At 68.2% G+C, this 13,148-nt stretch carries 8 protein-coding genes; 6 read left to right on the forward strand and 2 right to left on the reverse strand.

Annotated elements, in window-relative coordinates:
* Window positions 1-23: 23 nt before the first annotated feature.
* Window positions 24-1,043 (reverse strand): AI-2E family transporter, encoded by a 1,020-nt coding sequence (locus BMY69_RS15280; RefSeq protein WP_090057581.1) that lies wholly within the window; start codon window positions 1,041-1,043, stop codon window positions 24-26.
* A gap of 66 nt (window positions 1,044-1,109) precedes the next feature.
* Complete coding sequence (locus tag BMY69_RS15285) at window positions 1,110-2,129, reverse strand: AI-2E family transporter (protein WP_090179795.1); 1,020 nt, start codon at window positions 2,127-2,129, stop codon at window positions 1,110-1,112.
* Between the two features lie 144 nt (window positions 2,130-2,273).
* Here BMY69_RS15285 and BMY69_RS15290 point away from each other — a divergent pair, with 144 nt between their 5' ends.
* The 6 genes from BMY69_RS15290 to BMY69_RS15315 all read left to right on the forward strand — a co-directional run bounded on the left by BMY69_RS15290 (window position 2,274) and on the right by BMY69_RS15315 (window position 13,094).
* Window positions 2,274-3,185: a 5'-nucleotidase, lipoprotein e(P4) family gene (locus tag BMY69_RS15290; protein WP_090179798.1), complete on the forward strand. Its 912-nt coding sequence runs from the start codon at window positions 2,274-2,276 to the stop codon at window positions 3,183-3,185.
* A gap of 206 nt (window positions 3,186-3,391) precedes the next feature.
* On the forward strand, window positions 3,392-4,360 hold the full coding sequence (locus tag BMY69_RS15295; protein ID WP_143070491.1) for a hypothetical protein: 969 nt from the start codon (window positions 3,392-3,394) through the stop codon (window positions 4,358-4,360).
* A 17-nt stretch (window positions 4,361-4,377) separates the two neighbouring features.
* Window positions 4,378-6,990 (forward strand): glycerol-3-phosphate 1-O-acyltransferase PlsB, encoded by a 2,613-nt coding sequence (gene plsB / locus BMY69_RS15300; protein WP_255364574.1) that lies wholly within the window; start codon window positions 4,378-4,380, stop codon window positions 6,988-6,990.
* Window positions 6,991-7,140: 150 nt separating this feature from the next.
* Window positions 7,141-10,353, forward strand: a complete 3,213-nt coding sequence (locus BMY69_RS15305) for a dermonecrotic toxin domain-containing protein (RefSeq protein ID WP_090179806.1) — start codon at window positions 7,141-7,143, stop codon at window positions 10,351-10,353.
* Between the two features lie 82 nt (window positions 10,354-10,435).
* A complete protein-coding gene (ubiE, locus tag BMY69_RS15310) occupies window positions 10,436-11,185 on the forward strand; it encodes a bifunctional demethylmenaquinone methyltransferase/2-methoxy-6-polyprenyl-1,4-benzoquinol methylase UbiE (RefSeq protein ID WP_090179808.1) in 750 nt (249 codons plus the stop codon).
* A 58-nt stretch (window positions 11,186-11,243) separates the two neighbouring features.
* A complete protein-coding gene (locus BMY69_RS15315; protein WP_090179810.1) occupies window positions 11,244-13,094 on the forward strand; it encodes a M1 family metallopeptidase in 1,851 nt (616 codons plus the stop codon).
* Window positions 13,095-13,148 lie beyond the last annotated feature (54 nt).

Here is a 13,148-nt window from a genome sequence, read left to right on the forward strand (position 1 = left end):
CGATGCCGCGCAGCGGCGCGGGATCACACCAGGCCTTCGGCCTCGAGCTCGCTCTTCAGGTAGGCGTAGTAGATCGGCGCGGCCACCAGCCCCGCCAGGCCGAACGCGGCCTCGAAGGCGAGCATCGCGACGAGCAGCTCCCAGGTGCGCGCCCGGATCTGTCCGCCGACGATGCGCGCGTTGAGGAAGTACTCGAGCTTGTGCACGACGACGAGGAAACCGAGCGCGGCCACGCCCACCCATAGCGATACCGATAGCGCCGCGATCGTCACGAGCGTGTTCGAGATGAGGTTGCCGACGACGGGCAGCAGGCCGGTCACGAAGGTCACGATCACGAGCGTCTTCGCCAGCGGCACGTGCACGCCGAACAGCGGCAGCGCGACCAGCAGGAAGAGACCGGCGAGGGCCGTGTTGATCGCCGAGATCTTCAGCTGCGCGAAGATGATGTTGTGGAAGGCGCGCGCGAGCCGCGCGGCGCGCGTCGCCAGCTCCGACGACAGCGGACGCGACGGCCGGTGTCCGGCACCGTGACTCACGGCCACGATGGCGCCGAGCACGAGGCCGATCAGGACATGGGCGAAGACGCGCGCGGCGGTCGTGCCGACCAGGCGCAGGTCGCCGGAGTGCTCGTGGGCCCAGGCCATGCCCTGCTCGCGAAAGTCGATGAAGCTGTCGGGCAGGTTCGACGTGAGCCAGGCGGGCAGCTGCTCGTGCGCCTTGGTCAGGAGCGGCAGCAGCTTGGCATCCCACAGCGCCTGGGGATCGCCCAGGTCGCGACGGTAGAACGTCAACGCGGCCACGACGATCCCGATGATCGCGCCGACGACCACCACGGTGACCACGCCGACGGCGAAGAAGCGGGCGCGCTCGCCGGGGACGACCCGCCGGATCAGCGGCGTCAGCGTTTCCACGACCTCGTAGACCAGGAGCCCCGCCAGAAGCGCGGAGATGAGATGGAGCATCAGGATGCCCCATAGCGCGAGCGCCGCCAGCACGTACGTGACGATGCGGATGGCGCGTGCGTTGTACGGGGTATCCGGCATGAAGGGCTCCTCGGGGTGGCGCGATTCCAGCAGCACGGCGATGAACGCGGCATCAAGCCCGCGAGGTCAGATCAGCCGTTCGGCTTCCAGCTCGGCTTTCAGGTAGGCGTAGAAGATCGGCGCCGCCACCACGCCGGGCAGCCCGAACGCCGCCTCGAACAGCAGCATCGCAACGAGCAGCTCCCACGCGCGCGCACGGATCTGACTGCCGACGATACGCGCGTTGAGGAAGTACTCGAACTTGTGGATGACGATCAGGAACGCCAGCGCGCCGAGACCGACGTACAGCGATACCGACAGGCCGACGACGGTGATGGCCGTGTTGGACAGGAGGTTGCCGATCACGGGCAGCAGGCCCACCACGAAGGTGATCACGATCAGCGTCTTCGTCAGCGGCAGGTGCACGCCGAACATCGGCAGCACGGCGAGCAGATAGATCGCGGTGAACAAGGTATTGAACAGCGAGATCTTGATCTGCGCGAAGACGATGTTGTGGAAGGCGTCGGCGAGGCGCGCGGCGCGCAGGCTCAGCTCCGCCGCGAACGGCCCGACCTGGTGCGTCGGCCGCGTACGGCTGAGTGCCACGATCGCGCCCAGCACGAGGCCGATCAGGATGTGCACCACCACGCGAGCGGCTTCCTTGCCCGCCAGCTGCAGCGTGACGGCGTGCGAGCGCGCCCAGTCCATCGCCGTCACGCGCAGCGCCTCCACGCTGTCCGGCAGGCGGTCGACGATCGCGGGCGGCAGCTGCTGTCGTGCGCGCTCGACCAGCGGCATGAGCCGGTTCTGCCAGAGGTCTTCCGGATTGCCGATCTCGTTGCGGAAGAAGCTGATGCCGCCGAACACGAGGAGCGTGAGGAGGCCCACCACGAGCACGCCGACGAGGGCCACGACGAGCACGCGCGCCCGGTCGCCCGAAAGCCGGCGGCCCATGAGCGGCGCGGTCGACACGACCACCTCGTAGACCAGGAGTCCGGCCAGGAGCGCCGGCAACAGACGCAGGTAAAGGACGAGGAACAGGCCGAGTCCGGCGGCGATATAACTGGCGATGCGCACGGCGTGCAATCGCGAGGTGGCGACTTCCATGGACGGTTCCGTCGTGGATGAGGGCGCAGTCTGTCAGCAGGTGGGCCCTTTGCGCCAGAGGCGTGCCGCCGTCGTCACGCTGTCGTAAACTGCCCGCAGAATCGCCGCGCCACGGGCGCGGTGCCCGTCTCCACAGGGGTTTGCATGATCAGGTTCGCTCCGGTCGCACTCGCGGCCGCGCTGTCACTCGCGGGCTGCGCTCACACGCCGAAGGCCACCGCGCCGATGCCGGTTCCGGCGTCGAGTGCCAGCGCGTCCGCGCCGGCGCCGGCTGGCCCCGCCGCCGACGACAACCTCAACGCCGTGGCCTGGTCGCAGAACGCGAGCGAGCACGATTTCATCTATCTGCAGACCTACCGCGACGCGACGGAGAAACTCCTCAGGGCGAAGAAGGACCCGACCTGGGACGCCCTGCCGAAGGCGGACCGTGCCGCGCACCCGTCGCTGAAGGGTCTGAAGCCGGCCGTGATCCTCGACATCGACGAGACCGTGCTCGACAACTCGCCCTACCAGGCCCGCCTCGTGCGCTCGGGCGGCGAGTTCGACGAGGCCGCATGGGCGGCGTGGTGCAAGGAGGCGATCGCCCGTCCGCTACCCGGCGCGCTCGAATTCACGAAGTTCGCCGCCGACCATGGCGTGGCCGTGTTCTACATCTCGAACCGGGCGAAGGATCTCGACGAGGCGACGCTCGCCAACCTCCGTTCGGCCGGTTTCCCGGTCGCGGGCAAGTCCTCGTTCCTGGGCCTGGGCACCTTCGTCGAAGGATGCGAGCAGGCGGGGAGCGAGAAGGGCTGCCGCCGCCAGCTGGTCGGCAAGGACCATCGCGTGCTGATGCAGTTCGGCGATCAGATCGGCGACTTCACCGACGTGTATGGCAACAACGCCGAAGGTCGCGCGAAGGCCATGGCGCCGTACACCGCGTGGATCGGAGAGCGCTGGTTCGTGCTGCCGAACCCGACGTACGGCGCCTGGGAAAGCGCGCTGTTCGACAACGACTACGGCCTGCCGCGGTCCGAACGCCGCGCGAAGAAGATCGAATCGCTTCGCACCAACTAAATCAGTGAGTTACGGCGCATAACCTGACATATTGCTTTAGCAATGTGAGCCAACTATCATTCCCCTCGCCGAAACCTGCGGTGCCCAAAGCAAAGCAGGCAAGGCCATTTCCCTTTCCGGCTTCGGGCTGGATAACCCCGTGAGGCCTCCGGCTTCCGGGGTTTTTTCTTGTTACGCTTCCCGATCCCGTTGTCGACATGCGTGCCATGCCCCGCACTTTCCCGAAGACCCTGGCCCTCCTGCTGGTCCTCGCGCTCGTCGCGGCCTGCAACCGGCAGAAGGAAGCGCCCGGCACGCCCGGCGGCGGCTCGCCGGAGGACGCCACGCGCGAATCGCTGCAGCTGCTGCGCGACGGTAAGTTCGACCTCTTCTGGAAACACGCGCTGCCGCCCGCCGACTTCGCGACGCTGCGCGCCGACTGGCCGCGCCGCAACGCCGCGAACGAGCCGATGTCGGACGAGGACCGGGCGAAGTTCGAGAACGGCGTGAAACGGCTCACGGAGCCCGACGCCGAGAAGAAACTCTTCGCCGACCTGCGGCCGACGCTCGTCCGCTTCGACCGCGACTACAAGGACCAGATGCCGCTGATCGCGGGCATCGGCCAGTCGATGGCGCTCACGGCCATCGACCAGGCGAAGGACCTGACGCTGTCGCAGAAACGGCAGCTTCGCGAGGCCGTGAACATCGTCGGCCCGTGGGCCCAGACGGTGTCGTGGGGCGATCAGGCGAAGGCGAAACAGGCCATCGCGACGGTCGTCGACACCGCGCGGCAGGCCCATCTCTCGACGCCCGACGCGCTGCATGCGATGAACTTCGAGCAATCGATGGCGACCTGGTCGACGGCGTGGCTGGGCTTCAAGCGCCTGCTGGACGTGTACGGGCTGTCGATCGACAAGACGTTCGACTCGGTGAGCATCGACACGCTGGAGCGCGGCGGCGGCTCCGCCCACGTGAAGATCACCTACACCCTGCTCGACAAGCCCATCCAGACCGACGCCACGATGGTGCTGCTCGACGGCCGCTGGTACGACAGCGATCTCCTGCAACGCGTGCGCGACGAGCACGCCCGCCTCGCCCCGCCCGCGCCCGCTCCCGCTCCCGCAACCAGCGTTCCCGCGCGCCCCGGCACCGCCGCCACCCCCGCGCCGCCCGTCGCGGACGCCAGAGCCCGCTGAGGCCTTACAATCGTCCGATGCCTGATATCCCGATGAGTGCGGATCCGCACGTCCATGTCGCCCGTTCGCCCTGGTGGTTCAAGCTGCTGGGGCGCATGCTCGAACCCTGGGTGCGTATCAAACGCGATCCCGCGGAGCCCGCCACGCTGCTCGGCAGCGGGGCCGCGGTCTGCTACGCCATCGAACGCGACGGCACGTCCGACGCCCTGATCCTCGAGCGCGCGTGCCGCGAAGCCGGTCTGCCCAGCCCGATGCAGCTGCTCGACCTGCCCGGCCGTCGCCGTCGCTCGGTGTTCTCGTTGAGCCGCCGCCACGGCTGGCTGTTCGGCCGGACGGACGCACGGGGGCCCAGGGAGCCGATCGGCCAGCTCATCCGCGCACTCGAGGACGATCCGGAGCGCGACATCCAGATCGTGCCCGTTTCGATCTACGTCGGTCGTGCGCCGAACCGCGAAAGCGGCTGGTTCAGCGTGCTGTTCGCCGAGAACTGGCTGGTCGTCGGCCGCTTCCGCCGCATGCTCGCGCTGCTGCTCAACGGCCGCGACACCGTCGTGCACTTCTCCGCACCGGTGTCCCTGCGCAGCGTGCTCGCCGAATCGGCCGGCATCAGCCCGGAGCGGCTGACGCGCAAGATCGCGCGCGTGCTGCGCACGCACTTCCGCCGCATCCGGGCGGCGGTCATCGGCCCCGATCTGTCGCATCGCCGCACCGTCGTCGACGCCGTGCTGAACACCGAGCCCGTGCGCGACGCCATCGCCGCCACCGCGAGCAAGGAGAACATTCCCCTCGCCAAGGCGGAGCGCCGGGCACGGGATTTCGCGCTCGAGATCTCCGCCGACTACTCGCACCCCGTGGTGCGCTCGTCGTCGTTCCTGCTGTCCAACTTCTGGAACAAGCTCTACGACGGCATCGCGATGCATCACTTCGACAAGGCGCGCGCCGCCGCGCCGGGTCACGAAGTGGTGTACGTGCCCTGCCATCGCAGCCACACCGATTACCTGCTGCTCTCCTACCAGCTGCACCACTCGGGCGTGGTGCCGCCGCACATCGCGGCGGGCGTCAACCTCAATCTGCCGGTGGTCGGCCCGATCCTGCGCCGCGGTGGCGCCTTCTTCCTCCGCCGCAGCTTCAAGGGCAACGCGCTGTACTCGGTGGTGTTCAACGAATACCTCGCCCAGCTCGTCGATCGCGGCGTGCCGCTCGAGTATTTCATCGAGGGCGGCCGCTCGCGCACGGGCCGGCTGCTGGCGCCGCGCGCCGGCATGCTGGTGATGACGCTGCGCGCGTTCCTGCGCGCGCCACGTCGCCCGGTCCTCTTCCAGCCGGTGTACATCGGGTACGAGAAGCTCATGGAAGGCAAGTCGTACATCGGCGAGCTTTCCGGCAAGCCGAAGGAGAAGGAATCGCTGCTCGGCCTGATCCGCGGCCTGAAGGTGCTGCGCCAACGCTACGGCCACGTCACGCTCAACTTCGGCGAGCCGATCCTGCTCACCCCGATGCTCGACGCGGCGGCGCCGGACTGGCGCGAGGCCGGCGCCGATCCCGATACGAAGCCCGAATGGATGAACCGTGTCGTCGACGACCTCGCCGAACGCATCCAGGTGAACATCAATCGCGCGGCCGACGTGAATCCGATCAACCTGCTCGCGCTGGCCCTCCTCGCGACGCCGAAGCACGCGATGGCGGAAAACGATCTGCTCGCGCAGATCGAGCTTACCAAGGCGATGCTGCAGGAACTGCCCTACTCCGACCGCGTCACCATCACGCCGATGAATCCGCAGGGCGTGATCGCCTATGGCGAGCAGATGGGCTGGATCCGTCGCGTGCGCCATCCGCTGGGCGACGTGCTGGTGACGGAAGGCGAGCAGGCCGTCCTGCTTTCGTACTTCCGCAACAACGTGCTGCACCTCAACGCCGCCGCGGCGTGGGTGGCGGCGTGCTTCCTCAACAATCGCCGCATGTCGCGCTCGTCGGTCGTGCGACTCGGCCGCATCATCTACCCCTTCATCCAGGGCGAATTGTTCCTGCCGTGGGACGAGGACGGTTTCGCCGCCCAGGTTCAGGACACCATCGAGTTCTTCGTGCGTCGCGGTATCCTCGAGGCCAGCGCGGAGGGCCGCGTGCTCGAGCGCGGTCCCGGCCAGGACGATGGCGCCTACCAGTTGCGCGTGATCGCGCGCAGCATGCTGCAGGCGTTCGAACGCTATTACATCGCCATCGCCGCGCTCGTGAAGAACGGTCCGCACACCATGACGGCGGGCGAGCTCGAAACGGCCTGCACGCTCACCGCGCAGCGCCTCAGCCTGCTCAACGAACTCTCGGCGCCGGAGTTCTTCGACAAGGCCCTCTTCCGCGGCTTCATCCAGAAGCTGCGCGAAGCCAGGGTCGTCTGGACGGACGAGGCGGGGAAGCTGGATTTCAGTGAGGCCCTCGAGGAGATGGTCCGGGACGCGCGCGTGATCCTCGCGCGCGAAGTGCGCCATTCGATCCTGAAGATCACGCCGGGTGGCGAGAACGATCGCGACGTCGATGCGCGGCCTCCCGTCGATCCCGACGACGGTTCGGCGGGCCCGTCCCTGCACGATCGCCATGTGACGAACGAGCGGGAACGCCATCACGGCCAGCACTGACGTCTTCGGGGCGTTCCGGGCGATCAGTCGACGCTGACAGGCAGACGAGGGCAAACGATGACTCGCGCGAGGCACCCGCCTCGCGCGTCATTCCAAGGGCAGTTCCTACACTTTGCGCCGGTTCACCCACGCAAAGGAAAGCTCTTGGACATGCTCCCCCCGCAGGCACCGCCTGCACACATCCAACACGTCTATCAGGAAGCACAGCAGGCGTACGATCGCATCGTCGGCGTGCATGCATGGCTCGCCAACGAGCGTGCCGCGTTGCCAGCCACGCCCGAGTCGATCGACGCCGTGCCGCTGAACTCCTTCATCGAGGCACACAGGGCCTATTGGTACGGACCGGCGACCGACGGCGGCACCGCGCGGACGCGTCGCGACGCGTTCGCCGCGCGTATCGCCGACGGTGCGCGCGCCCTCGCCGTCCTGGCCTACGAAGACGGCACGCTCGACGCCGACGCGCGTGACCTCGCGCGTTCCGTCACCATCGCCGGCGGCGCGGCCGAGTCGGTGGTCGTTCGCGAACTGCGGATCGGCGGCACGGGCTACGCGGGCGTGCTGCTCGTGCAGGACCTCGCACGCGACAACCGCGTCCTCGCCTTCTCGACCCAGACGGGCTGGGAACCGTTCGACGACCTGGAAGCGGCCTACGCGGCGTTCGAAGCGCGCTTCCGCGCCATGCTCGTGACGTCCAGCGACCTGCCCGGGCTGGCGCGACGGTATGCCGCGGGGATCGCGGAGGGCCGTTTCATCGACTCCCGGCCCATGAGCAGCGATCCTTTCACCGCCGTCGTCAATCGCTTCGTCGGCGTACAGCGCGAGAAACTCAACCAGGCGTGGTTCGAGGCGAAGCTGGCCGGCGACGCCGACCGTTCCTCGCGCCTGCTGGTCGATGGCGTCACCCACGCCCTGCGCGACGACTACCTCTTCGACGCCACCGCCCTGCTCGCGATCCGCCAGGCCGCGGTCGTCGACGCGGTGAACGAAGCGCGCCTGGCCCGCGTGCCGGCGAACGTCGCCGCCGACTGGCGCGACGCCAGCGAGCACTTCCTGGCGACGCACGATCTGCTCGCCGCCGACGCGGGCAAGCCGCATGCGGCACCGGTCAAGGGCCTCTACACGTTCACGCACGACGGCCTGCGCACGCGCCTGAAGGCACTGGGCGTCACGCTCGATCCCAGCGACATCCGCATCGACATCGAGAATTACCACAGCCTCCTGCCGCAGTCCGTGCTGGACTTCCTCGCCGGCGGCAAGCCGCCCTCGCTGAGCCTCGTCGACCTCGCCTACCGCAACATCGGCGGCACCGATCCGGTACGGATGAAGGCCATCGGCCCCGACGGCGCGCCGGTGGCGGGACTCGACGACGCGGCGCTACGCGTGATCGTCAACGACCTCGACGTCCATCGCACGTACCCGGCCTACCTCGATACCGCGCTGCGCAGCGGACCGGACGCCACCGCGCGGCGCGACGCCACCACCTCGTTGCAACTGGCGCAGATGCGCCTGCTCGCCAACGAGGCGCGGCTGTCGTATTTCCTGAGCGACCTGCCGCGCTCGTTCCAGAAGGACCATGCCTACCGCGGCTACCGCTGGGTCGAAGCGGTGCTGGCCAGTCCGTCGGAAGCCGGACGCGCCCGCGTCGAGAACCACGATATCCAGGTCAGCCAGCTCACCTACCAGGGCGTCGCGCTGCGCGACGTGTTCATGGTCGGCGTGCGCGATCCGCGCAGCGTGTCCACCATCGTCCTGTACACGCCCGAGGCCCCCGACGGTATCAGCTTCCGCGAGTTCGGCAGCCGCGCCGAGGCCGCGCGACAGTTCCTCTACGCACCGCGGTTCCGCGAGTACCTGCTCGATCGACTCCCGCTCGAGCACGCCGCGGTCCGTCCCAACGGCACGCGCGTCTTCGCCGGCGACCGGCTCGCCAACTGGATCCTCGGCTCCTCCGCATCCGCCGCGGACGTCACCTTCACCGCCGAGCCGTTCGACGAGCGCCGTGTCACCGGCGACTTCCTGCACGCGCTCTACGAGACGGACGTCCAGCTCGGCCAGCGCAACGCGCGCACGCTGACCACCAGCACCGACGACGCGAAGCGCCGCTGGACGGAAGAGTACGATCGCCGCGTGCTCGAGAGCCTGGGTCGCGTCGTGCGCGATGTCGTCACGGCCCCGGTGCATGCCGCCTCCGCCGGCTGGCGCCTCTACGACAGCGTCAAGGCTGGCGACACCCGGCAGGCCTTCGTCGACTTCACGGAGCTCTACGTCGCCTCGCTCTGGGCCGCGCCCGGCGCGCAGCAGTTCGTGAAGGTCGCCGCGGGCCGGGGCTTCGTCGGCGGTCGCTTCCGCGCCGGTGGCACGCTGGTCGAAGGCCGCGCACCCGCGCCGCAGAAGGTCGTCTTCGAATCGCAGTATCGCGCTCCGAACGTCCGCAAGACCGGCCAGGCGAGCAGCGAGGGCGTCTACACGATCGACGGCAAGCAGTACATCGAGCATGACGGTGGCCTCTACGGCGTGCGCTTCGACGCCGACTACGGCACCTGGCGACTCGCCCGTCCGGGCGCCGCCTCCGGCGCTTGGGGACCTGCCATCGAGCGCGGCGCAAGCCAGGGCTGGGCGTTCCGGACCGTGGGCCTGCGCGGCGGCTCCGGACGCGGTGCCGGCGTGCGGCCCACCGATCTCTTCGACGACTACGCCGACGAGATCGAACGCGCCTTCCCCGATCCGGTGGAGCGCGAGCGTGTCGCCACGGCGATGCGCGCCGAGCTCACCGAAAACATTCCGGCGATGATCACGCCCGCACAGCGCGCGGCATGGGAGACGGCGGCCCTGCGAGGTGCCGGGCGCGCGATCCAGCGCGACCCGTGGGTGGGTGGGCTGCCGCGATCCGTCGCGATGGACCTGTCGCAACAACCGCTTCCACCCGGCATCCGGCGTGTACCCGCCCACGAGGTGCCGCCGCAGCTCTGGTTCTACGACGAACTGCCCTTCAAGCGAAGCCGGCTCACCCGGTCGATCCTCGTGGGGAACCAGGGCTATTCCAACAACGCGGGCACCATCCGCACGACTCTGCTGAGGGATGGCTTCCCGGTGGTACGCGCGACCTCGTTCGATCTGAGTGCGCCACATGACCAGATCATCGCCGCGATGGGTCTCCGCGGTCTACCGAGGTCAAAGACGTTCGCCGTGGAATTCAACGCCCGCAGCCTCGCGGAGCGGCCTCCGCACCTCGCGCGTCCGGCGGTCGAAGTCTTCGCGCCAGTCGACGGACCGGCAGGCACGTATTACCTCATGCCCGCCGACGGGGCCACGGAACTTCGCATCTTCAACTTCCATGTCTACAACACACTGGGGCCGCGCTGACGCTGGCCGCCCGGTCGGCGGCGTGTGACGAGGTGGCGTCGCGGAAGCTGCGAGGGGCACGGGTTCGGGATACCATGGACGCATGGAATCCCAGAAAACCACCCATTTCGGCTTCCGCGACGTTCCCGTGGCCGACAAGCAGAAGCTCGTCGGCCAGGTCTTCACGTCCGTGGCGCGCAACTACGACCTGATGAACGACCTGATGTCGTTCGGCATCCACCGGCTGTGGAAGCGTCATTTCGTGGCCGTCAGCGGCGTTCGCCGCGGTGACCGGGTACTCGACCTCGCCGGTGGCACCGGCGACATCGCGGCGCTGCTCAAGCCCGTCGTGGGCGACGAGGGCGAGGTGGTGGTGGGCGACATCAACGCCGCGATGCTGGGCGTGGGCCGCGACCGGCTCACCGACCGCGGCCTCGTCGCGGGCCTGCGCTGGGCCCAGATGAACGCCGAAATGCTGCCGTTCCCGGACATCAGCTTCGACGCGGTCACCATCGCCTTCGGCCTGCGCAACGTCACTGACAAGGACAAGGCGCTGGCGGACATGCACCGCATCCTCAAGCCCGGCGGCCGCGCGCTCGTGCTGGAGTTCTCTAAGGTGCAGAGTCCGCTGCTGTCGAAGCTCTACGACGTGCACTCGTTCCGGATCCTGCCGCGCCTTGGCCGTCTGTTCGCCAACGACGCCGACAGTTACCAGTACCTGGCGGAATCGATCCGCAAGCACCCCGATCAGGAAACGCTCAAGGGCATGATGCTCAACGCGGGTTTCGGGCACGTGGAAGTGCGCAACCTCACCAACGGCATCGTGGCGATCCACCGGGCGTACAAGCTCTAGGGAACGGAACGCGGCGCCCGGTGGCATACTCGGGGCTTCCCCCGTACGGAACCCTGCGATGCGCCTGCTTCCCGTCGTTGCCCTGACCATGACGTTTCCCGTCGTGGCCTTCGCCGCCGATCCGCATTCCTATGCCCAGCCCGACGCGGTCCGGGTCACCCATCTCGACCTCGACCTGAAGCTCGACTTCGGCAAGCGTGAGCTCGCGGGCAACGCGACGCTCAAGCTCGACTGGAAGGACGCGAAGGCGAAGGACCTCGTCCTCGACACGCGCGACCTCAAGATCGCCGGCGTCGAAGCCGTCGATGCGACCGGCAAGTCCTCGCCGCTGAAGTTCGCTCTCGCGCCGCGCGACAAGGAGCTCGGTTCGAAGCTGACGATCCAGGCCCCGGCGCACCCGGCGAGCGTCCGCATCACGTATGCCACCGTGCCGGAAGCCTCCGGCCTGCAGTGGCTGACGCCCGACCAGACGGCCGACAAGAAGCAGCCCTTCATGTTCTCGCAGTCCGAGTCGATCCACGCGCGTTCGTGGGTGCCGCTGCAGGACTCGCCGGCGATCCGCTTCACGTACGACGCGCACGTCACCGCGCCGAAGGACGTCCGCGTCGTGATGAGCGCGATCAACGACGCGAAACATCCGCTGGACGGCGACTTCCGCTTCGACCAGCCGCACCCGATCCCGTCCTACCTGCTCGCCATCGCCGCGGGCGACCTCGCCGTCAAGGAAACCGGTCCACGCAGCGCGGTGTATGCCGAGCCCAGTGTCGTCGGCAAGGCCGCGCACGAGTTCGAGGACACCGAGAAACTGATCGAGACCACCGAGAAGCTCTACGGTCCCTATGCCTGGGGCCGTTACGACATCCTCGTGCTGCCGCCGTCGTTCCCGTTTGGCGGCATGGAAAACCCGAACATGACGTTCGCGACGCCGACGGTACTCGTCGGCGACAAGAGCCTCGTGTCGCTGGTCTCGCACGAGCTGGCGCACTCCTGGTCGGGCAACCTCGTCACCAGCGCCGCATGGCGCGACATCTGGCTGAACGAAGGTTTCACCACCTACGTGCAGGGACGCATCACCGAAGCCGTCTACGGCAAGGCGCTCGCCGACGAGGAAAGCCTTCTCTCCGCGCGCGAGCTGCAGAAGACGATCGGCAAGATGCCCGAGAACGTCCAGCGCCTGACGCCCGAGCCGCGCGGCGTGGGTGCCGACGATTCGCTTTCGTCGGTGGCTTACGACAAGGGTTCCTGGTTCCTGCGCACGCTGGAAGCCCGCTTCGGGCGCGAGACCTTCGACACGTATCTGAAGGGTTATTTCGCGCACTTCGCGTTCCAGAGCATCGATACCGACACGATGTTCGCGTACCTGAAGGCCAACCTGCTCGACAAGTACCCGGGCAAGATGAGCGAAGCCGAGGCCCGCGCGTGGATCTGGCAGCCGGGCATTCCGAAGGACGCGCCGCTGCCCGAATCGCCGCGCTTCGACGCGATCGACAAGGAGCGCGAGGCGTTCCTCGCCGGCAAGCTCGCCGCGGACAAGCTCGATGCGAAATCGTGGAACACCCAGGAATGGATGTACTTCCTCGATCGCCTGCCGGACGTGCCGCCGCTGGCGAAGATGAAGGAGCTCGACGCCGCGTGGCATCTCACCGGCACGCCGAACGCCGAGATCGGCATGCGCTGGTACGCGCACGCCATCGCCGCGGGCGACAAGGACGTGTGGACGGCCGCCGCCGAGCACATGACGCGCATCGGCCGCCTGTACCTGACGACGCCCGTCTACCGCGCCTTCGCCCGCACGCCGGAAGGCCTCGCGTTCGCGAAGGCGACGTATGCCAAGGCGAAGTCCGGCTACCACCCGATGACGCAGCAGGCCGTCGAACGCATCCTCGCCGGTACCGCGAAGAAGCCGTGACGCACGATCTTGCGGCCGCGAAGGCGGCCGCAAGGGTTGCATCCTCCTGCGACG

Origin of the sequence: Luteibacter sp. UNC138MFCol5.1 (assembly GCF_900110505.1) — a bacterium.
Classification (GTDB): domain Bacteria; phylum Pseudomonadota; class Gammaproteobacteria; order Xanthomonadales; family Rhodanobacteraceae; genus Luteibacter.

What these genes read in the sequence shown, in the direction of transcription:
- BMY69_RS15280 (WP_090057581.1), bottom strand. Translation starts at nt 1,043, where the DNA reads ATGCCGGATACCCCGTACAACGCACGCGCCATCCGCATCGTCACGTAC.
- ubiE (WP_090179808.1), top strand. Translation starts at nt 10,436, where the DNA reads ATGGAATCCCAGAAAACCACCCATTTCGGCTTCCGCGACGTTCCCGTG.
- BMY69_RS15290 (WP_090179798.1), top strand. Translation starts at nt 2,274, where the DNA reads ATGATCAGGTTCGCTCCGGTCGCACTCGCGGCCGCGCTGTCACTCGCG.
- plsB (WP_255364574.1), top strand. Translation starts at nt 4,378, where the DNA reads ATGCCTGATATCCCGATGAGTGCGGATCCGCACGTCCATGTCGCCCGT.
- BMY69_RS15295 (WP_143070491.1), top strand. Translation starts at nt 3,392, where the DNA reads ATGCCCCGCACTTTCCCGAAGACCCTGGCCCTCCTGCTGGTCCTCGCG.
- BMY69_RS15285 (WP_090179795.1), bottom strand. Translation starts at nt 2,129, where the DNA reads ATGGAAGTCGCCACCTCGCGATTGCACGCCGTGCGCATCGCCAGTTAT.
- BMY69_RS15315 (WP_090179810.1), top strand. Translation starts at nt 11,244, where the DNA reads ATGCGCCTGCTTCCCGTCGTTGCCCTGACCATGACGTTTCCCGTCGTG.
- BMY69_RS15305 (WP_090179806.1), top strand. Translation starts at nt 7,141, where the DNA reads ATGCTCCCCCCGCAGGCACCGCCTGCACACATCCAACACGTCTATCAG.